Origin of the sequence: Pseudoalteromonas sp. H71, assembly GCF_001468485.1 — a bacterium.
Classification (GTDB): domain Bacteria; phylum Pseudomonadota; class Gammaproteobacteria; order Enterobacterales; family Alteromonadaceae; genus Pseudoalteromonas.
The window spans coordinates 17,100-37,398 of record NZ_LODI01000035.1 but is presented as its reverse complement, the minus strand read 5'-3'; the positions used below and the strand labels follow the sequence as shown (position 1 = coordinate 37,398).

Annotated in this window: 18 protein-coding genes and 2 pseudogenes; 8 read left to right on the top strand and 12 right to left on the bottom strand. The window is 38.3% G+C overall.

Annotated features, from left to right (window positions below; genetic code table 11):
* Positions 1-62 precede the first annotated feature (62 nt).
* The 5 genes from fucP to ATS71_RS13585 form a co-directional block, all read right to left on the bottom strand.
* Positions 63-1,313 carry an L-fucose:H+ symporter permease gene (fucP, locus tag ATS71_RS13605; RefSeq protein ID WP_058405311.1) on the bottom strand — a complete coding sequence of 417 codons (1,251 nt, stop codon included), beginning with the start codon at positions 1,311-1,313 and terminating at the stop codon, positions 63-65.
* An 85-nt stretch (positions 1,314-1,398) separates the two neighbouring features.
* Positions 1,399-2,304 carry a substrate-binding periplasmic protein gene (locus tag ATS71_RS13600; RefSeq protein ID WP_058405310.1) on the bottom strand — a complete coding sequence of 302 codons (906 nt, stop codon included), beginning with the start codon at positions 2,302-2,304 and terminating at the stop codon, positions 1,399-1,401.
* Between the two features lie 156 nt (positions 2,305-2,460).
* Positions 2,461-2,976, bottom strand: coding sequence for an RNA methyltransferase (locus ATS71_RS13595; RefSeq protein WP_058405309.1), 516 nt, complete (start codon positions 2,974-2,976; stop codon positions 2,461-2,463).
* On the bottom strand, positions 2,976-3,488 hold the full coding sequence (locus ATS71_RS13590; RefSeq protein ID WP_058405308.1) for a YcgN family cysteine cluster protein: 513 nt from the start codon (positions 3,486-3,488) through the stop codon (positions 2,976-2,978). Before ATS71_RS13590 ends, ATS71_RS13595 begins: the two co-directional genes overlap by 1 nt.
* Positions 3,489-3,584: 96 nt before the next feature.
* Positions 3,585-5,414, bottom strand: a complete 1,830-nt coding sequence (locus ATS71_RS13585; RefSeq protein ID WP_058405307.1) for a DUF885 domain-containing protein — start codon at positions 5,412-5,414, stop codon at positions 3,585-3,587.
* A 143-nt stretch (positions 5,415-5,557) separates the two neighbouring features.
* Between ATS71_RS13585 and ATS71_RS13580 the strand changes: the two genes are divergently transcribed.
* The 4 genes and pseudogenes from ATS71_RS13580 (at position 5,558) to ATS71_RS13570 (ending at position 10,363) form a co-directional block, all read left to right on the top strand.
* Entirely contained in the window at positions 5,558-6,835 is a 1,278-nt protein-coding gene (locus tag ATS71_RS13580; RefSeq protein ID WP_058405306.1) for a Xaa-Pro dipeptidase, read from the top strand.
* A gap of 383 nt (positions 6,836-7,218) precedes the next feature.
* Positions 7,219-7,551 (top strand): annotated as a pseudogene (locus ATS71_RS19125) (TonB-dependent receptor plug domain-containing protein); the annotation flags it as partial.
* A 1-nt stretch (position 7,552) separates the two neighbouring features.
* On the top strand, positions 7,553-9,630 hold a 2,078-nt coding region (locus tag ATS71_RS13575; protein WP_235591491.1), incomplete at its 5' end, for a TonB-dependent receptor.
* Positions 9,631-9,817: 187 nt separating this feature from the next.
* Positions 9,818-10,363: a GbsR/MarR family transcriptional regulator gene (locus ATS71_RS13570; RefSeq protein ID WP_058405304.1), complete on the top strand. Its 546-nt coding sequence runs from the start codon at positions 9,818-9,820 to the stop codon at positions 10,361-10,363.
* Between the two features lie 34 nt (positions 10,364-10,397).
* On the opposite strand, the gene ATS71_RS13565 is transcribed toward ATS71_RS13570, so the two are convergent.
* Positions 10,398-11,414: a lytic murein transglycosylase gene (locus ATS71_RS13565; protein ID WP_058405303.1), complete on the bottom strand. Its 1,017-nt coding sequence runs from the start codon at positions 11,412-11,414 to the stop codon at positions 10,398-10,400.
* Positions 11,407-11,688, bottom strand: a complete 282-nt coding sequence (locus ATS71_RS13560) for a YcgL domain-containing protein (protein WP_058405302.1) — start codon at positions 11,686-11,688, stop codon at positions 11,407-11,409. The genes ATS71_RS13565 and ATS71_RS13560 overlap by 8 nt, the downstream gene beginning before the upstream one ends.
* 142 nt (positions 11,689-11,830) lie before the next feature.
* On the opposite strand from ATS71_RS13560, the gene minC reads away from it, so the two are divergent.
* Genes minC through minE form a run of 3 tightly spaced genes read left to right on the top strand, consistent with a single transcriptional unit; the run spans position 11,831 to position 13,615 of the window.
* Positions 11,831-12,535: a septum site-determining protein MinC gene (gene minC / locus ATS71_RS13555; protein WP_058405301.1), complete on the top strand. Its 705-nt coding sequence runs from the start codon at positions 11,831-11,833 to the stop codon at positions 12,533-12,535.
* 5 nt (positions 12,536-12,540) lie between these two features.
* Positions 12,541-13,350: a septum site-determining protein MinD gene (minD, locus tag ATS71_RS13550; RefSeq protein WP_006793462.1), complete on the top strand. Its 810-nt coding sequence runs from the start codon at positions 12,541-12,543 to the stop codon at positions 13,348-13,350.
* A 1-nt stretch (position 13,351) separates the two neighbouring features.
* Entirely contained in the window at positions 13,352-13,615 is a 264-nt protein-coding gene (gene minE / locus ATS71_RS13545) for a cell division topological specificity factor MinE (RefSeq protein WP_006793461.1), read from the top strand.
* A gap of 61 nt (positions 13,616-13,676) precedes the next feature.
* On the opposite strand, the gene rnd is transcribed toward minE, so the two are convergent.
* The 3 genes and pseudogenes from rnd to ATS71_RS13530 form a co-directional block, all read right to left on the bottom strand.
* Positions 13,677-14,807: a ribonuclease D gene (gene rnd / locus ATS71_RS13540; protein ID WP_058405300.1), complete on the bottom strand. Its 1,131-nt coding sequence runs from the start codon at positions 14,805-14,807 to the stop codon at positions 13,677-13,679.
* Positions 14,808-14,858: 51 nt separating this feature from the next.
* A complete protein-coding gene (gene fadD, locus ATS71_RS13535) occupies positions 14,859-16,511 on the bottom strand; it encodes a long-chain-fatty-acid--CoA ligase FadD (protein WP_058405299.1) in 1,653 nt (550 codons plus the stop codon).
* Positions 16,512-16,626: 115 nt separating this feature from the next.
* A pseudogene (locus ATS71_RS13530) lies at positions 16,627-17,468 on the bottom strand (alpha/beta hydrolase).
* A 360-nt stretch (positions 17,469-17,828) separates the two neighbouring features.
* Between ATS71_RS13530 and ATS71_RS13525 the strand changes: the two are divergent.
* Positions 17,829-19,118: an alkaline phosphatase gene (locus ATS71_RS13525; protein WP_058405298.1), complete on the top strand. Its 1,290-nt coding sequence runs from the start codon at positions 17,829-17,831 to the stop codon at positions 19,116-19,118.
* Between the two features lie 64 nt (positions 19,119-19,182).
* Here the strand turns inward: ATS71_RS13525 and ATS71_RS13520 are convergent, their stop codons facing one another.
* Positions 19,183-19,512, bottom strand: coding sequence for a hypothetical protein (locus tag ATS71_RS13520; protein WP_058405297.1), 330 nt, complete (start codon positions 19,510-19,512; stop codon positions 19,183-19,185).
* A gap of 76 nt (positions 19,513-19,588) precedes the next feature.
* Positions 19,589-20,290 carry a tRNA (adenosine(37)-N6)-threonylcarbamoyltransferase complex dimerization subunit type 1 TsaB gene (tsaB, locus tag ATS71_RS13515; RefSeq protein ID WP_058405296.1) on the bottom strand — a complete coding sequence of 234 codons (702 nt, stop codon included), beginning with the start codon at positions 20,288-20,290 and terminating at the stop codon, positions 19,589-19,591.
* Positions 20,291-20,299: the final 9 nt, after the last annotated feature.

The window sequence follows — 20,299 nt, the reverse complement described above, 5'->3', positions numbered from 1 at the left end:
AGTTAAAATGAGGGTTAATAATGACTGAATACGTATTCAGTCATTATTATACAGCCTGCTCTTTACCACTTTTTAGCTAAACGAACGACATTTAAACCATACCAAGCGATGAATACATAACATAGCATAGGAACAAAAAAGCTATCTTGAATGTTCACAGTATCAGCAATATATCCTTGTAATAATGGAACCAAAGCTCCACCTACGATAGCCAAGCATAACCAACCAGAGCCTTTACTTGTTAGCGCGCCTAATTTTTCAATTGCGACAGAAAAAATAGTCGGAAACATAATTGAATTAAATAGACCAATTGCCAGTACTGAATATAAAGCCACGTCACCTTGTGTAAAGATAGTGATTAATAACAGAGCAATAACACTTATCGCATTAAAAGCAATAGCCTTAGAGGGCGCAATTTTTTGTAATAAAGCAGAGCCAATAAAACGCCCTACCATAGCGCCACCCCAGTAATAACTAATTAGTGCAGCGGCTGCATGCTCTTCAAGCCCGGCAATGTGTGCTTCACCAAAATAGTTAACTAAAAAACTACCGATGGCCACTTCGCCACCTACATAACAAAAAATAGCAATAACCCCCATGGTTAAATGCGGTGCTTGCATTAATGAGCGCGTTTCGGTATCAGTGCTGTCTTCTTTGTGGGCTTCTATTTCTGGTAACTTAATAAATGCAAACACAATAGCAATAAGTAAAAGTGCCGCAGCTAGCATTAGGTAAGGTGCTTTTACTGATTCTGCAGATGCAGCAGATGCTGCTAATGTGCCTGCCGTTCCGAAAAATAGAATCCCTCCTACATAAGGCCCTACTGTAGTGCCCAGTGCATTAAGCGCTTGTGCTAAATTTAATCGTGAAGAGGCGGTTTTGTCAGGACCAAGAGCCGCTACGTATGGGTTGGCAGACACCTGTAACACCGTTATACCTGCAGCAAGTACAAACAATGCGCCTAAAAACAACCAATATTCATGAACCACTACGGCAGGGTAAAAAAGCATACAACCAATAGAGGCAACAATGAGCCCCGTTAATATTCCTTTTTTATAGCCTAGTTGTTTAACTAAAATACCAGCAGGGATAGATACAATGAAATAGGCACCAAAAAAGCAAAACTGCACCAGCATTGCTTCAAAATATGTGAGATCAAATACACCTTTTAATCTAGGAATAAGCACGTCGTTTAAAACGGTTATAAATCCCCATAAAAAGAATAAGGTAGTCATGGCAGTCAAAGGAAACAGATAATTATTTTTTTGCTGTTCATTCACGCCATAGGGTTGATTAGTGTTCAGTGTGCTCATTTTTATTTTCACTCCATTAACAAGTTAAACTGATTCTACATTGTTAATAAGTTTTTTTACCACACCAAATTAAGAACGTTCCAATTCAATTCAAACTTGTGCTCGGACACTCAGCTGAAATTACATCAATTAATCGCTTAGTTTCGCCGCTATTATTAAAGTGATATAAAGCCTGGTTTATATCTTCAAGAACTTCACGCCAATTAGGTGTTTGCTTACTAATGGCAAAATACAATGGGTTATAACGAAGTGGCTTGCCATCTTGCTCTATAAAATTAAGCAACTTTGATTTAGCATTGTCATTCAATGTTGAGTATTTGACTGAATGCGCCAATACAACTGGATCGCCAATAATAAGATCCACACGTTCTGCAGCGAGTAGCTGTACTAGTTGTAGGTCATCTACAGCACCTATAACACTAAATTCATTGTTATCCATCATTGCATCAAACTCAGGGGTATTTTGATACCCTCTAACAACGCCAATTTTTGCACCTTTTAACGAATTTAAGTTGCCTGTAAAAATACCCGGTGAGTTTTTACGTTTTAAAAAAGCAATATTCCCACCTTTAAATGTATTTGAAATACCTAATAACTCTCGTCTGGTTTTGTTTTCAACAAAGTCAGAAGGGGCTGTGTCTTCTATAAAATATTCAGGCATTAAAATATCGGCTTTCCCTATTTCGACATTTCGTACAGCTCTCGCCCAAGGTAAAAACTCGATATAAACGTCATAACCTCGGCTATTTAGTAAAGCAACAGCAAAATGATAAACCCAACCTTTATTGCAAAGGCTATCGCTTATGTAAGGCGGCCAGTTCAAAGTAGCAATATGCAAAGTACGCTTATTGTTAGGTGATTTATATAATACTCCTGACTTATAACGCTGACCCTCAACAGTGGTAAGTATGCTTTTGTTAAGATAACTCACTGATGTGCTTGCAGCACTAAAACAACTAACTAACGCTAATAAAATAATAACAATATACATATTAAAATTATCAAAAATTTATTTAGTTAAGTGTAGTTCACATACTAGCAGTGAAATAAAATTTAATTAAAATGACTCTAAGTAAGCGTTAAAAGGGGAATTTATACAAAGTTTAAACGCCAATTAATAAGGTTTATTGGCGTTTAAAGGAAGGTATTAAGCTGGCTTTACCCATTTCATTTTGTTGTTGGTATCGCGCGAGCTTATTATGGTGTCATCACTACTTTTAACGCCACCTAATTTAGCAAGCCTATCATAAAGCACGACATTACAGGTTGCTGCAAGGTTCATACAGCCAATGGTCGGTATATACACGACTTCGTCGCACCACTTTAGTACGTCTTTTGAAACTGAGCCATCTTCAGGGCCAAATACATAAAATGCATTTTCTGGGTGCTCAAACTCGGGTAAAGGGGTCGCCCCCTCAATGAGCTCAATAACAACGACAGTAGCTCCTTGCGGTTTACATTGTTCCAAACAATCCGTAGGTGTTAATGGAATACGCTCAACCACATTTTTAGTGTCGGTATGAAACTTTTTTGCGTTAAGATAACGATTACCCGTAAAGTAAACCTGATTTGCATCGTAACACCCTGCAGCTCGCAAAACGCCGCCAACGTTGGTGGGACTTTTTGGGTTTATTAAGCCAATACTTGCTTGTAACTTACTCATTAATCGCAATCCTTTGTTGGCCATTCTGCAATATATAAATCAAAGTCATCTAATTTTACATCACAGTCTTTCACTGTTTTGTCTTTCACTGAAATACCGAGTTCGTGCATGTGACTTTTATCGCCGTTATTCACTAGCGGATGCCACGATGCAAGGCCTCGTCCTTCGTGTAAACGTCGGTAACTGCAGCTTTGCGGCATAAAAAATATATCTTTAAGGTTTTCTTTAGTAAGTTTTACACAAGAGGGCACCAAAGTTTGTCGGTTTTCGTATTCACTACACCCACAGGTATTGTTATTAAGATACTGGCAAACAATATTAGTGAAAATAAGCTGCTCACCTTCACGTAGCTGATCGGTTGGGGCAAAATCATCTTCGTCTTCACTATCTATAAATGTATTTAAACAACACTTACCACAGCCATCACAAATAGCTTCCCATTCACTTTGGCTCATTTCGCTCAGGCTTTTTTTAAGCCAAAATTGTGTATTTGCTAACTGTTGATCAAACATAGTTTACTCACGCCCCTTTTAGAGCGCGCATTCTACCGCAATGCATTAAATGGCGCAAAGCCAATACCTTAAAACGATACTCGCTTTGCGCGTAGTTTATTGCTGCGACTGCACCCAACGTTTAATTTTTTTCTCTAAAATAGGCATTGGTAATGCGCCATCTATTAATATTTGCGTGTGGAACGCCTTAATGTCAAACCGGTTTCCTAACTCTTTTTTACAATAATCGCGAAGTTCTTTAATTTTAAACTCCCCTAATTTGTATGAGAGAGCTTGCCCGGGCCACGCAATATAACGCTCAACCTCTGCAACAACATCACTTTTAGCCATTGAAGAGTTGGCAAGCATATATTGTATACCTTGCTCGCGTGTCCATCCTTTTGCATGAAAACCGGTGTCAAGTACTAAGCGCATAGCTCGTAATTGCTCGTCGGCTAAACGCCCGTACCACATATACGGGTCGGTAAATAAACCAAGCTCTTTTCCTAAGCTTTCAGCGTAAAGCGCCCACCCTTCAGCAAAAACCGTATACCCTCCAAATTTACGAAAATCAGGTAAGCCGTCAATTTCTTGTTGAAGAGCAATTTGAAAGTGATGACCCGGCGCCGCTTCATGAATGGAGAGTGTTTCAAGCAAAAACTTAGGCTGTGCTTTTAAATTAAATGTATTAATATAAAAAATACCTGGGCGAGAACCGTCTGGGGCTGGAGCAGCATAAGAAGCACCTGCCGCAGATTGCGCACGGTACGCTTCAACTGGTTTAACAACGTAAGGGGCTTTAGGCGCAACATCAAATAACAGCGGTACTTTAGCATCTATTTTTTTCTTAACGTTTTCGTACGCTTCAACAAGCTCTTCAGCGGTATTAAAGTAAAACTCATCAGAATCACGTAAATGAGTAAAAAATGCAGGTAAATCGCCATCAAAGCCGACTGTTTGTTTGACCTGTTTCATTTCACTTAAAATACGAGATACTTCACTTAAACCTATATCATGAATTTCATCGGCAGACAGTCTAAGTGTTGTGTTTTTCTTTATTTGATATTCGTACCAAGCTTTACCATTGGTAAAATCGCTGTAGCCTACTGAAGCACGACTATTAGGAATATAGTCATTAATTAAAAATGTGTGCATGCTTTGATAAGCTGGGACTAATTGCGTCATGATCAAATCACGGTATTGGGCTGTTATTTCTTGTTTTTGCTCTGCTGTAAACGAGTCTGGTAAATTGTTGATAGGCCCCCAAAACAGTGAGTCTTCAGCCTTATTGACAACATGCGCACTAAATTGTGGCGCTAATTTTTTGGCAAGTGGAGAAGGTAAAACAATATTTTGTTTTATACCTTCAGCCATAGAAAGCTCAACACTTTTAAGCCACTTAACAAACCCACCACTACGTTTTATGAAATTAGCGTAATCGTTCATAGTTTTGAAAGGTTGTGCACTTTGGCCAGAGCCAAAGCCCGCAAAAATATTATGCGCACCCGACATTTGATTTATTGGCAAAAGATAACTAGGAAACTGCATTCCTTCTAAATTAAGTGCTAAGTCGCGCTTTAAAATTTCATAACTTAATAGCGCTTGCCCTGTTAACTGCTCGGAATCAATGTTGCCAAGGCGTTGTTGATACTTTTTATAAAAAGCCGCTTTCTTATCACGGTTTAAAACTGAGATCTCAGGCGTGAATACATCATTAAATTCATTTTTTCCGCTGTATGTAGCACGAATTGGTGCAAACGTGAGTGACTCTTCATAATATTGGTTAACTAGCACATCAAGTTGTTGCTTAGAAGATAGCTCTGACACCACAGCATTTATAGATGAAGAAACCGGTTTACTATTGCTTTGTTGAGGCGCAGTATTGCTACACCCCGTTAAAGCACCTATCACTGATGTAGCCACAAGTGCTAATTTTAATAATTTCATGTTAATCCTTTTAAAAAATACAAGCCGATTATGAGCTTTAAATTAAGCTAAATAAAGTAGTAACTTAGTCGTTATTTTATTGCACTTTTACTTAAGCTTGGTAAAGTCAAAACAACTTTAATGTCATATAAAAGAATTAAAAAATGAAAAAGCACTTGTTATCAGCCTCAGTCGCAATATTAAGTTTGAGTAGTTTACCCACCCAAGCAGTCACCTACATTTCTGCAAAGTCCATGTTAGATGTAGAAAATGGCACACTTATTCAATCCCCTCTTATTACTGTTGATAACGGCGTGATCACCTCGATAGAACGCAACAAAAAGCCGCAACTTGGCAAAAGTGATGAACATATAAATCTACCGCAGTTAACATTAGTGCCTGGCTTAATGGATATGCATGTGCATTTAACAAGTGATCCTACTGTTTCACGTAGTGAGCGGTTAGGTCAGTCAATCCCACGCATGGCCGTTAAATCGGCCTATTTTGCTAAAAAAACGCTCGAAGCCGGTTTTACCACTGTGAGAAATGTTGGCGCAGATGGTTATAGTGTTATTGCGGTGCGTGACGGTATTAATGCAGGTGATATTATAGGCCCAAGAATTTGGGCTGCAGGTCCATCTCTTGGTATAACAGGCGGGCATTGTGACAATAACCGCTTACCGCCTGAGTTAAAATATACCTCAACCGGCGTAGCCGATGGGCCATGGGCCGTAAGGACAAAAGTGCGTGAAAATATAAAGTATGGAGCCAATGCTATAAAGTTTTGCGCAACAGGCGGTGTATTTTCAAAGGGCACAAAAGTAGGAGTACAACAATACTCACTTGAAGAAATGAAGGCCATTGTTGAAGAAGCACACATGCGCGACCTTCCTGTTGCTGCTCATGCACATGGTACAAGTGGGATTAAAACAGCCATTATTGCAGGCGTTGACAGCGTAGAACACGCAAGCTTTTTAGACGATGAAGCCATTGCCTTGGCTAAAAAGCATGGGACTTGGCTTTCAATGGACATATACAACACAGAATATACATTAAGCTTTGGCGAACAAAATGGTGTAGACGAAGAAAACTTAAATAAAGAACGTCAAGTTTCAAAAAAACAAAGAGATAGCTTTAGCAGAGCAGTTAAAGCCGGTGTAAATATGGTCTTTGGAACCGATGCGGCCATCTACCCACATGGTGATAATGCAAAGCAATTTTCACGCATGGTTGAATTTGGCATGACTGAACTGCAAGCCATTCAATCAGCAACTATAAACAGTGCCAAGCTTTTAAAAATGCAAAATACGCTCGGACAAATAAAAACCGGGTTTGCTGCAGATATTATTGCAGTAGAGGGAAACCCATTAAAAAACATTTCAACATTAGAGCAAATCCCATTCGTTATGAAAGCGGGTATTGTTTATAAAGCTGAAAAATAAAAAATTTTAATCCAAGTAAAGGCTGACTTTATAGTGTTAGCCTTTACCTTTAACGTTAAAAAATTAAGGGCCTTAGCTAAACAATATGTTAAAGGTAACACTTAAATAGCATTACTTTAGCTGAGCTCTATTGTCATTTTTAACTGATTACCCTTCATTGAGAGGTTGTTTTAGCCAAGGGATGTTGCAATCTATTTATTATGATCGCCACGTAACTCCCACCTCTTTTATATTTGGTTGATTTACATCCTCTAAATCTACTCGATTGTTTAAAAAACACGCAAGCAGTTGTTTAAATCTAATATTAATTGAACTTTTAGTTTATTTTGCAAATAATAATCATTACCATTGCCGCACCTTATTAAATGCGAATGATTATCATAATGAAAAGTTTCAATTACTCATTACTTACCCTCGCTTGTTTAAATGCGCAAGCCGTTTTAGCACAAGCCACTGCAAATCAAGATATCGAACATATAAGTGTTTATCAAAAACAAAACCAAGTTGTTATGAGCTCAGGGCTTGCAACTAAGTCAGATATGTCGTTAATGGAAACCCCAGCACCTGTCGCTATTATTGACCGTGAACTGATTGAATCCCAAGGTATAGATAGCCTGCAAGAGCTTGTACGTAATGTAAGTGGATTAACCCAAGCAGGTAATAACTACGGGATTGGCGATAACTTAGTTATTCGAGGTCTAGATGCTAATTATACTNGGATGTATGGCGGAGCAGGCCTTGGTAACACCTTTAATCCAACGCGCTCATTAACCAATGTTGAGTCGGTCGAGGTGTTAAAGGGTCCAGCAACAGGCTTGTATGGTATTGGCAGCGCTGGTGGTGTAATTAACCTAATTGAAAAAAAGCCAGAGTTTGAAGAAAAGCATAAAGTAGCCATAGAGCTTGGTCAGTGGGATAGCTATTCACTTGCCTTTGATAGCACCAATGCAATTACCAATGACTTAGCATACCGCGTGATGGCTAAAACAGCATCAAGTGATGGTTTTCGTGATTTAAAAGAAGACCGAGACGAAATATATACATCACTTAAATACATTTTGAGTGATCAACAAGACGTTATGGTTTCTGCTGCATACATTAAAGACTCAATAGCGGTGGACTCTATTGGTCACCCTATTCGAATTTATAATGCAGACTCTGCTAATGGTTTAACAGCCTCAAAAGTAACAGGATCTGATTTAGTTAACGATCCTACGGGTAGTGGTTTACAGCTTAGTGAATCTCAGCGCAATGAACTGGCAAACTCATTGTCAGATAACGACGGATTAACACCTTATCAATTTGGAACTAACGGAATTATTTCGCCAATGGCTGATGATAACGAAGGTGAAGAGTTGCGCTTTAAGCTTACTCATAATTACTTTATTACTGACGACTTATTTTTAAATCAACAGTTACAATACCGTAATTACACATCAAGTTTCGCACGTCAAACGGGGGCTTATAACTATGTTTATTGGGATCGTCGTGGTGTTATTAATCAAGATCCACGTTCACCGTTAGTCGTTGACGATGTGCTTTACCCTTTTGCTGCTCGTCGCCAAGAATACCGCCAAGTTGAGGCTGATGAAAAGTCATGGCAGTACTTTTTAGATTTGCGCTACGACTTTATGTTGGGTGATATTGATAACGAACTTTTGGTTAATGCTAATTATGAAGATCGCGATATTCGTTTTAAACAATATTCTATATGGGATAAAGATTACGTTATTACAGATACAAACAACGAAGTAACATATCAAGGTTCCCTACCCTATATATTTGATATACGAGATCCCAATTGGCCAACAGGTAATTTTTACGATTATGATCCTCTTAAAACCAGTGACTACAATAAAAAAGTAAAGGCCTGGGGTTTGGGCCTCCAACATGTTGCCTATATTAATGAGCAATTAACAACACGCGTAGGTGTTGCTTATAACCGCATTAAACAAAGTTATGAACATTTTGGTGTAGATGAGCGTTATAGCGCAAGTCGAGCAGAACCAACACCAGAGGCTGACACTTCAGACAGTGGTTTAACGTATAATTTAGGCGCAACATATCAACCCACTGAAAACTTTTCTATATTTGCTAATCACGCTAAAGGCCGCACTGCATATAGTGTATTAGGGTCCATTGCTGGTAACGAAGCGGATAGAGAAGACTCAGAATCAATGAGCAACGACTTAGGATTTAGATATAAAGCGTTTGACGACCAACTACTTGCCTCTTTCGTTGTTTTTGAAAGTGCGCGAACCAACCTAGAATACAGCAATCCACTTTATGAAGCGGGCGTTTCGGCACCAGATGTAGTTAAAAGCTTTTATGATGGGGAAGAAAAAACAAAAGGGGTTGAGCTTGATTTAAATGCGCATTTAAATGAGCAATGGAAAGTAAATATAAATGGTGTTTATCAAGATGCAAGAAACCAACTAAACCCTAATATAAACAATCACGCTACACGTAAAAAAGGGGTTCCTTATATAACTGCCAGTACGTGGGTAACTTATTACGCAACTGTTTTTAGTTTGCCTGAAACGCTAAATATAAGTGCAGGTGTAACTTATGTTGATGATAGGAGTACCAACTCATCAAGTTTTGGTATTCCTGATGGCTATGTACCAAGTTACACGGTTCATGATGCGGCTGTTTCATACACAACAAACAAATGGCATATGCAACTTAACTTAAACAATATATTCAATAAGCAATATTATTCTAAAGCGATGTTTTTAGGTGGTATGCCGGGTGAAGAACGTAACGCTAAGCTAAGCTTTAGCTATACACTGTAGTTTGCTCATGTATAAGCGCTTGCATTTGTGAGCGCTTTTTAATCATAACGGATAGATTAGCCAAGGGCATTGGACATTGGTTAAGTTTAAGGTTGTACCTTAAGCTGTATTTTAATGAGTCTAATTCCTTGCTATCACTAACCAACATGCTAGCATTTAGTTTCTGAAATTACTGAAAGTTAATGATATGACTTTATCTGAGAAAAACTTTACCTTTGTAATGCATTGCGGCGAAATGGGAAGCCGTTGGGGCTTTAACCGTACAATAGGCCAAATGTGTGGTTTACTAATCATTACTAAAAACCCGATGACCGCGAATGAAATTGCCGATTCACTGAGTATTTCACGAGGCAATGTGAGTATGGGCATTAAAGAGCTTCAGTCTTGGCAATTAATTAAAGTTCAGCACATTCCTGGTGACCGTAAAGAGTATTATGCACCCGCAGGCGATATTTGGGATATGGCAAATCGTGTATTTGAAGAGCGTAAAAAACGTGAAATCGATCCAACACTTAGCCTATTGCGCGACAACTTATTAGACGAAGCAAGTAATGAAGAAGAAATCTATGCACAAAAACAAATGGGGGAAATTCACAACTTACTTGAAACAGTGACTAAATGGTCTTCTGAGTTACAACGTTTAACCCCTGAGCAACTCAATAAACTAATGAAACTCGGTTCAGGCATTGGCAAGGTAATAGACCTAAAAGATAAGATTTTTAAAAAAGAATAAAGCCGCACTGTGCGGCTTTATTATTAATTAAATATTATATTTTTGGATAGCCAATTCGATCAGATAAATAACCGACACTCGTTGCAAAATAATACGAGCGGTTCCAATGCATTAACACTTTATAGTTATCGTAGGCTAAAAACATACGGCCGTTAATATCATCAGGCATCACTAACGCAGCACGTACGTTTACATTAGGTAAAGCACTGCCGTCGACTTTTCTCAACCCTAGTGCCTGCCAATCAGCAAGTGAACGCTCTGAATCATCCCAATATTCAAGCCATTGCTTACGCGTTTTGGTACCACGTACTAAGGTATATTTGTTATCGAATCCATCTGGAAGTTTGACTTGACGGCCCCAAGTTAATGAATCGTTCCAGCCCTCTTGCTTTAAATAATTAGCAATAGAAGCAAACGCATCTTCTTTAGTAGTCCAAATATCTTTGCGACCATCGTTGTTATAGTCAACGGCGTAAGCATTAAAAGACGTAGGCATAAATTGAGTTTGCCCCATTGCGCCAGCCCAAGAGCCTTTAAATTTATCTAAGGTAATATGGCCCGATTTTAAAATGTCTAAAGCTGCCCATAATTGGCGTTTATACAGAGCTTCACGGCGGCCATCAAAAGCAAGCGTAACTAATGATGAAATAACATTGTGCCCCCCTTGAATGGTGCCAAAGTTACTTTCAAGCCCCCACAAAGCCACTATAAAACGCGCTTGTACGCCAAATTCTTTAGCTACTTGCTCAAGAATGTCTTTATTTTCAGCATACAGTTTACGAGCACGGTCAATTTTCCATTGCGGAACACGTTTTGGTAAATAGGTTTCAAGTGTTTCTTTAACTTCAGGCTGGTTTTTGTCAGCCGATACTACTTTTTCTTTGTAGGTCGCGGTTGCAAACGCACTATCAATTAACGATGTTTCGTAGCCTTTTGCGATTGCTTCTTTTTTTAAGTTTGTTAAGTAATCTTTAAATTCGGCTTGTGTTTTTGCAACCACTGACGAACTTAAACATAAACCACATAATACAACTGCCAGTTTTTTAATCACGATCGGCTCCATTTTGTTTTCTTAATTCAGTAAGCAAATTATCTTCCGGTGGTGGAAGCTGTAAATAGTAACCTTGATCGGTTAATGCACCCTTAACAGTCTCTAAATCAGCACCACCTAGGTGTTCACGTTTAGCCAAATTAATAATCATCACATAGTGGGGTTTGCCAAACATAGCCATTAGAGGTTCTGGAACTTTGCTAAAATCATCTCTTTTTTCAACAAATAAGAAGGTATCCGCTTTTTTCTTACTTTTATACACCGCAGTTAACATTATGACCCTATAAATTCTTGCACAACAATGCCGCACACTATACCATGAGAGTAATAATAAGTTAGAAAATTTAGATTAGCGCCTTATTCAGCCTGTGTTTATCTAATTACAATTTCTTATCATACAATTCAATTGAGCGTGTATGTCGGACCAAATTTTTGAGTTAAAAGGGAATCTTTTTACGTTATCAGTTTTACATCTTTATAGTGCTGATATTAACCTTTTAGCAGAGCAACTCTACGTAAAAATAGCCCAAGCTCCCCGTTTTTTTGAGGGAGCGCCTATTGTTGTTAATTTAGAAGAAGTAAAAAGCAGTTCTTTGGACTTTGTTCATTTAAAGTCACTTATAGAGCGAATGAGTTTTAACGCAGTGGGTATATGTAATGGCTCTGAAGAGCAACATACAAGTGCAAAAAAAGCTGGCTTCTCAGTTTTAAATTACTCGCAAGACGTAAAAGCAGAGCCCGTTGAAAAACAACCAAACACATCAATTGTTGAAAAAAACATTATACTTCCTGCACAAATAATTAACGGCACAGTGCGCTCAGGTCAACAGGTTTATGCAAAAGACCGCGACCTTATTGTACTAGGCGCTGTTAGTCATGGTGCAGAAGTAATAGCAGATGGCAACGTACATATTTACGGGACCCTTCGCGGTCGCGCTATAGCGGGCGCAAAAGGATTAGAAAACGCACATATATTTTGCCAAAAGCTAGAAGCGGAACTTGTTTCCATAAATGGCAACTACTGGATCAGTGACTCTCTACAAGGTGAGTTTTGGGGCAGTGCTGTGCAAATACAACAAAAAAATGAATCATTAGAAATTTCAGCTTTGGTTAAAGGATAAATCTCATGGCAAAAGTAATTGTCGTTACCTCGGGTAAAGGTGGTGTTGGTAAAACAACATCAAGCGCCGCAATAGGCACAGGCTTAGCATTAAAAGGCTACAAAACGGTTATTATCGATTTTGACATCGGTTTACGTAACCTTGATTTAATTATGGGGTGTGAGCGCCGTGTTGTTTATGACTTTGTTAACGTTATAAATGGTGAAGCAAACTTAAACCAAGCACTTATTAAAGATAAGCGTGTAGAAAAGTTATTTTTGCTTCCAGCATCGCAAACTCGTGATAAAGACGCACTAACTCGCGATGGTGTAGAACGCGTTTTAAACGAGCTTAAAGAAGATTTTGATTATATTGTATGTGACTCGCCAGCAGGTATTGAAGCAGGCGCGATGATGGCAATGTACTTTGCTGATGAAGCGATTGTAACCACCAATCCAGAAGTCTCATCTGTACGAGATTCTGACCGTATATTAGGTATTTTGCATAGCAAATCTAAACGCGCTGAAGAAGGCCTAGAAAACATCAAAGAGCACCTGCTATTAACACGCTACAACCCTGAGCGTGTGGCTAAAGGTGAAATGCTTTCTGTAGAAGACGTACAAGACATATTAGCAATCGATTTGCTCGGTGTTATTCCTGAGTCACAAGCAGTATTAAGTGCATCAAATTCAGGCCAACCGGTCATATTAGATGGTGAATCAGATGCTGGCCAAGCTTATGCTGATGCCATAAACCGCTTACTTGGTGAAACCGTCGATTTTCGCTTCTTAGATGTAGAGAAGAAAGGCATTTTTAAACGGATTTTTGGAGGCTAATGTGTCGTTACTTGACTATTTCCGCTCAGAAAAGAAAAACAGTGCGTCTCTTGCAAAAGAGCGATTGCAAATAATTGTCGCACACGAACGTTCGCAGCGTGGAACACCTGAATACCTACCACAATTAAAACAAGATATTTTGGATGTAATTCGAAAATATGTGAACGTTAATAGTGATGCAGTTCAGGTACAATTTGATCAAAATGAAGACGATTTAGCTGTATTAGAGCTAAACGTTACTTTACCTGACGAAGAGAAAAAATAAATGAAGAATGGGCGCACTAAGCGCCCTCTTTATAAATAATAACAACTGAGAGGTTAACCCTTTAGGTATCCCACTCTTTTAGCGCGTCTTTAATAAAGTTATAACGCCAAGAACTCAGTAAGTCTGGCTTTATATGCGCCTTTTTTTGCTCTTCTGTTAGCTTCCAGTTCCAGCTAATTAGCTGATTTACTTGCTTTTTAGATGCCATAACATCTTCAGGAATAGCGTTAGCTTTAGCAACTTTGGTTATTTTTTGCTTAATATCTTTTGCTGTTTGTTTGTAATTAGTAAAATCAATTAACCGTTTTAATGCTTGCGGGTGCTCGTCAACAGCAATTGCCTTCGCTTTTTCTATACACTTTAAAATCTCAACGCCTGAGCGATTAACTTCAATCGACTCCACGCCCGGTATTTGACGTAATGCATTTAAACTAGAAGGCCCACGCTTAGCAATTTCAGTCATGTTATGTTCTTTCAACACAAAGTTAAGAGCTAAATTTTTGCGAATTGCTTTATTACGGCGCCAAACGGCTAACTCTTTTAACACTGCTAGTTCGTGTGGCTTTAATTGCCACGCATTTTTTATATCTTTATAGAGCAATTCATCTGGTGTTTGAAACGCGCGTTTATTAGCAATTAATTCGCTCTCATCCAAAACAATTTCAAAAAAGCCGGCTTTTTTAATACGCTCTATGATCAATTCAAAACACGGTAATAAATGAAATGTATCAGCGGCGGCGTAATCTAGCTGCTTAGTGGTTAACGGGCGCTGTAGCCAATTAGTACGTGATTCGCTTTTATCTATTTCAATACCAAGTAATGTTTTAACCATAAGGGCAAAGCCCATACAATTACCTTCACCCAACAATTGCAAAGCAAATTGAGTATCAAATAAAGGAGCAGGAACAAACCCAGCATATTTTTGAAATACTTCAATATCTTCAGAAGGTGAATGCAATACTTTTAAAACTGCTGGATCTTTTAATACCTGCCAAAAATCAAATAACGATAATTCAGCTAAGGGATCAATAAGTGCTAGGTGCTCACCGTCAAAAACCTGAATGAGTGCAACTTCTGGATACAAAGTACGACGACGCATAAACTCAGTATCAATAGCTAAAATAGGCTTACTTTGGATCTGCTCAACAAAAGTATTGAGCTGAACTTGTGTTTGAATTAATTGGTATTGCACTTAGTCTCCTACAATAAAAAAGCCGGCTAATGCCGGCTTTTTTATAGTTTTCTAATCTTTCAAGGCTCGTCTGAGTATTTTACCTACGTTAGTTTTAGGTAACTCATCCCTAAACTCAACGAGTTTTGGAACCTTGTAATTAGTTAAATTATCACGACAATGGTTTATTATATCTTTTTCAGTTAAAGAAGGGTCTTTTTTAACAACAAAAACTTTAACTTGTTCACCACTTACATCGTGAGGAATGCCAACCGCTGCTACTTCAAGCACTCCGTCGTGCATTGCAACAACTTCTTCGATCTCATTTGGGAAAACATTAAAGCCAGATACTATAATCATGTCTTTTTTTCGGTCTACAATGTAAAAGAAACCTTCATCATCATATGTTGCAATATCGCCTGTAGCAAACCAACCGTCTTTTAAACATTCAGCAGTTGCATCTGGGCGCTTGTAGTAACCAAGCATAACCTGGGGACCTTTAACACATAACTCACCAGGCTCACCTTTAGCTGCCTCTTCTCCATTTTCAAGAATTAGCTTAATATCAGTATTGGGTGCAGGTAAACCAATTGAGCCATTGTAAGACTGTAAGTCGTACGGACTAATTGTTACAAGCGGTGCACACTCAGTAAGGCCGTAGCCTTCCATTAGTTTTGAACCCGTCACTTTTTGCCACTTTTCGGCAACAGGACGTTGTACTGCCATACCACCGCCAAGTGACATTTTGAGGTGACTAAAGTCAAGCTCATCAAAACCTGGGGTATTTAATAAACCATTAAATAATGTGTTTACACCAGTGATTGCTGTAAATTTAGTTTGGCTTAACTCTTTAACGAAACCCGGCATGTCACGCGGGTTAGTGATCAATAAGTTCAAACCACCATATTTCATAAACGTTAAGCAGTTAGCTGTAAGTGCAAAAATATGGTAAAGCGGCAGTGCCGTAACAACAACTTCAGTACCACGGTCTAACACTTTATCTAAACAGCCAGAAACCTGCTCAAGGTTGCCCACCATATTACCATGACTCAGCATAGCGCCTTTAGATACACCGGTAGTACCGCCTGTGTATTGTAAAAAAGCTAAGTCAGATAAATTCAATTCAGGGCGTGTGTACGCATTTTCGTCAGCATTTAACAAATCTGAAAATTTAATGGTGTTTGGTAAGTTGTATTTAGGCACCATTTTCTTAACGTGCTTAACAACAAAGTTAACAATGTGCTTTTTAAGACCACCCACCATGTCACCAACTTGAGTAACAACGATGTGTTTTACGTCTGTTTTAGCAAGTGACTTTTCAAGCGTGTCTGCAAAATTTGCAAGGATAAATATGGCGCTTGTATCTGAGTCTTTTAATTGATGTTCTAATTCGCGAACAGTGTAAAGAGGATTGACGTTAACAACCACACAACCGGCACGTAAAATACCTAAAATAGAAATAGGTGTTTGTAACAAGTTAGGCATCATTACGGCAACTTTTTCGCCCTTTTTGAGACCCAAATCATTTTGGATATACGAGGCGACTTTTTTAGTTGCTGTATCAATTTCGTCATATGACAAGGTTTTACCCATGTTTGTAAATGCAGGTAAATCTTTGTAATCAGAAAAACTTTTTTCGAACACTTCGAGTAACGAGTTGTAATGCTCAGGATCGATTGTTTCAGGCATACCCTCTGGGTAGCGCTTAAGCCAGATTTTTTCCACTCTTAGCCCCTGTTTATAATTATATTTTTATTAACCTTAATCTAAGTAAGGCACTTTAACAATTGAGCAAATACTCTAATGCGAGAATAATCCCACATTTAACGTCAATATACAATTAACGTGCACCACTTTGCACCATAAATGCTTGAATGTGTTCATAACATTCTTTGCTACTTTGCATATGGCAATGGTGTCCGCCTTCTACATTAATTACACTCAAGTGGTTGTAATAATTAATATACTTTTCTAAATTTTGTTTTACAAATGGGTAACCTTGGTTACCTAAAATTAATTGGCATGGTGCAATTAATTCTTTTATTGCACCAATACATTGCACTTCATCAAACCTAAAACCTGAATGATTTTTGAGCTTGGGAATGTAAAACCGCTGGGAAGTGCTTTTATGTTTCGCTGCATTAAAAGCGAAATTAGTTCATTATTTAAATCAGTTGTTTTAGCACGTGCCTCATAAATATGCGCTTTACTTTGGTAAACTCGCGCTTTTTTATTATGCGTTCTAGTACGATTGAGAACTGCATTTTTCAGTTGCTCAGTGACTTGCTCGCTAGGTGTTGTCACACAGCCAATACCTTCAATAAAACTAACTGTTCTTACCCTATCACTAAAACAACTTGCAAAAAGGCCAGCGACCATAGCCCCCATAGAATGCCCAACAAGGTGAACTTTATTTACACCAATAGCTTCAATAAATTGATAAACATCGTCAATATAATCAACAAAATAATAATGTGCATCATCACTTCGCCACGATGTTAATCCATGTCCTGAAAAATCAATACAGTACCATGTTTGTTCAGGAGTGTGCCCATTAAGCATAGGAGTAAAACTATTGCAGTTGTCTAACCAACCGTGAAGCGCTACAACCACCTCTTCTCCGGAACCTATTTTTAAGCCATGAATATTTAAATTACGTGTTTGAATATTAAATGGCTGCACAAAGGCTCCTTCTTATTTTATAAATATATAACATACAAGTTGTCAGACCACTAAATAGTTTACCTAAATGTTTATTATTTTAGTAGTCAAAAGCACAAGTGCAAACAACATTATGAATAAAAACCTTTTTATTCATAATGTTAATTTTATAAAGTGCCCTATTTACTCAGTGCGAATAAACTTTACTCATTGAGAGTTCAATATAGGCGTTGTTGTATCCATACGTTAGACTATAACGCATCAAAACAATGTTTAATCGCACTAATCAGTGATTTGTCCCAATCTATTAATTTATTTATCATAGTTAAGGTATACAATAATTTAGCTATTAATAAAGTACATTCATAAGGTACGAAAAAAATGAAAAAACAGATAAGTATGCTGGCACTAATGTGTACAGCGTCTGGTGCAATGGCCGAAACCGCACCTAAAAATGTAATTTATATGATTGGCGATGGCATGGGGCCCGCCTACACAACGGCTTATCGTTATTTTAAAGATGACCCAACAACAAAAAATGTTGAGCAAACCATTTTTGATACCATGCTCACAGGGATGGCACGCACTTATCCTGACGATCACACAGTGGTAACCGATAGCGCCGCAAGTGCAACAGCATTGAGCAGCGGACATAAAAGCTATAATGGCGCAATTGCAGTCGATACCGATAAAAAGCCGCTTAAAACAATGCTAGAAATTGCCAAAGAACGTAACATGACCACAGCTTTAGTAGCTACATCACAAATAAACCATGCAACACCAGCAAGCTTTGCAGCCCATAATAAATCACGTAATAATTACGATGATATTGCTGATGACTATATAGATAATAAAATTGCAGGTAAGTTACCTGTTGATTTAATGCTAGGCGGCGGGACTCAATACTTTATACGTGATGACAGAAATTTGGTAGACGAATTTAAAGCTGCTGGTTACCAATATGGCGATAGCATTCAAAACCTTGATCAAATTACGCAAATTCCTGCCATTGGTTTATATGCCGCTAAAGGCTTACCTTTTGCGTTAGACAAAAACCCAACAAGGTTAACGCAACTTACCTCCAAAGCACTCAACTTATTAGACAATCAAAACAAAAATGGCTTTTTTGTGATGATTGAAGGCAGTCAAATTGACTGGTGTGGGCACGCAAACGATATTGCCTGTGCTATGGCTGAAATGGATGATTTTGCATCTGCTATTGAAAAAGCAAAAGCATATGTTGATAAAAATAAAGACACCCTACTTGTTATAACTGCTGATCACTCCACGGGGGGGTTAACATTAGGTGCACATGGTCAATACAAGTGGGAAGCTGATGTTGTTCATGGTGTAAAAGCAACAGCAGGTAAAATTACTCAACAGTTACTTGACTCTGATGATCTAAAATCGGTGTGGAATAAATATACAAATATCGAATTTACCCCTGAAAATAAAATAAAGCTTGAACAAGCTAAATCTATGGGCGACAAAGCACTTAACTTAGCAGTTAAAAGTATTATAAGTGATACAAGCTTCACAGGATGGACAACAGGTGGACATACCGCAGTAGATGTTCAAGTTTTTGCTTATGGCAAAGGGAGTGAGCAATTTATTGGTTCTCAAAACAACACCGACATCGCAGATAAGTTAATCAATTTCATTAAACACTAAACAGTTAGTAAAACAAAAAACCCGAACATTGTTNGGGTTTTTTATTATTGGAGATTAACTACGTTCAAGCGTAAATGTCTACCCCAATTAAGTTTTGGACTTCTGCTCTGCGTTCTAAGTTTGCAAATTCAGTATAAGTAGAAATTGCTTTACTATTTTTTGCAGTCGGTTGGTCGTAAATTGTTTGGCTGTAGTCGTTACTCTTGGCGGTACTTTTAAACAATTGGTTAGCAAGCTCAACGCCCTCTTTACTGCTTTTTACATAATCAGTATTTGTTTTTTGAACAGAACCCTGTTCAACCAAACCTTGTGGTTTTGCAGTCACTCCCTTCGCAGGGATTATTCTGCCTGGAATATCACCTGTAAAAAAACCTGAGCCTATAGGCAGCGTCATCACGCTTCTCCACCCTTGAACATATCTAAAATTATGATTTAAAAATAGCCAATTTGCAAATTAACCTAACACGGCATTACTCGCGCCCCGGTAACTTTTTCCATGTTACAGTATCACGAACATACTTTGGTTGGGCATCACTTGCTCGAACGCCCTTGCCTGCAATAAATGCTGCATCAACAAAGGCAAGCATATAGCGTGCATCTGGTAATGTTATATCTGTATTAATCGTAATGTTTTCAAAGTTTGACAATGCATCAGGGTAAGTTTTAAAGCCAGTGCCTACTGCAACTGATGCCTCATTGGTTGTTATATACTCACTAGTTAATAGAGCAGGCTTAATAACGCACTCGTTATTAACTAATTCCATTAAACCATTATGTAATTTGTATTGTGCAAAGTAAATTTCACCCATGCGCGCATCTATGCTAGGAAAAACAAGTGTGTTGTTGTTTTGCTCATAGGCTTGCTGTGCCATAACTGCCAGTGTAGAAACCCCTACAAGAGGTAAATTAGTTGAATACGCTAACCCTTGAGCTATGGCCACACTTATTCTTACGCCAGTAAAGCTGCCGGGGCCTTGCCCAAAACCAATAACATCCAGTTCTTTTAATTTACAGTTTGCTTTGGTCAATAACTCATCAATCAAAGGTAGAATTTTTTGACTGTGCTGCTGTGGGCACTCTTCAAAATGATGAAATGTCTCTCCCTTATAATGTAAAACAAGTGATAGTGCTTCTGTTGAAGCATCAAGGGCAAGAATATTACTTTTGATCATTTTATTACT

What these genes read in the sequence shown, in the direction of transcription:
- ATS71_RS13525 (WP_058405298.1), top strand. Translation starts at nt 17,829, where the DNA reads ATGAAAAAACAGATAAGTATGCTGGCACTAATGTGTACAGCGTCTGGT.
- minD (WP_006793462.1), top strand. Translation starts at nt 12,541, where the DNA reads ATGGCAAAAGTAATTGTCGTTACCTCGGGTAAAGGTGGTGTTGGTAAA.
- ATS71_RS13595 (WP_058405309.1), bottom strand. Translation starts at nt 2,976, where the DNA reads ATGAGTAAGTTACAAGCAAGTATTGGCTTAATAAACCCAAAAAGTCCC.
- ATS71_RS13520 (WP_058405297.1), bottom strand. Translation starts at nt 19,512, where the DNA reads ATGACGCTGCCTATAGGCTCAGGTTTTTTTACAGGTGATATTCCAGGC.
- minC (WP_058405301.1), top strand. Translation starts at nt 11,831, where the DNA reads ATGTCGGACCAAATTTTTGAGTTAAAAGGGAATCTTTTTACGTTATCA.
- ATS71_RS13560 (WP_058405302.1), bottom strand. Translation starts at nt 11,688, where the DNA reads ATGTTAACTGCGGTGTATAAAAGTAAGAAAAAAGCGGATACCTTCTTA.
- ATS71_RS13600 (WP_058405310.1), bottom strand. Translation starts at nt 2,304, where the DNA reads ATGTATATTGTTATTATTTTATTAGCGTTAGTTAGTTGTTTTAGTGCT.
- ATS71_RS13580 (WP_058405306.1), top strand. Translation starts at nt 5,558, where the DNA reads ATGAAAAAGCACTTGTTATCAGCCTCAGTCGCAATATTAAGTTTGAGT.
- ATS71_RS13585 (WP_058405307.1), bottom strand. Translation starts at nt 5,414, where the DNA reads ATGAAATTATTAAAATTAGCACTTGTGGCTACATCAGTGATAGGTGCT.
- ATS71_RS13570 (WP_058405304.1), top strand. Translation starts at nt 9,818, where the DNA reads ATGACTTTATCTGAGAAAAACTTTACCTTTGTAATGCATTGCGGCGAA.
- tsaB (WP_058405296.1), bottom strand. Translation starts at nt 20,290, where the DNA reads ATGATCAAAAGTAATATTCTTGCCCTTGATGCTTCAACAGAAGCACTA.
- ATS71_RS13590 (WP_058405308.1), bottom strand. Translation starts at nt 3,488, where the DNA reads ATGTTTGATCAACAGTTAGCAAATACACAATTTTGGCTTAAAAAAAGC.
- fucP (WP_058405311.1), bottom strand. Translation starts at nt 1,313, where the DNA reads ATGAGCACACTGAACACTAATCAACCCTATGGCGTGAATGAACAGCAA.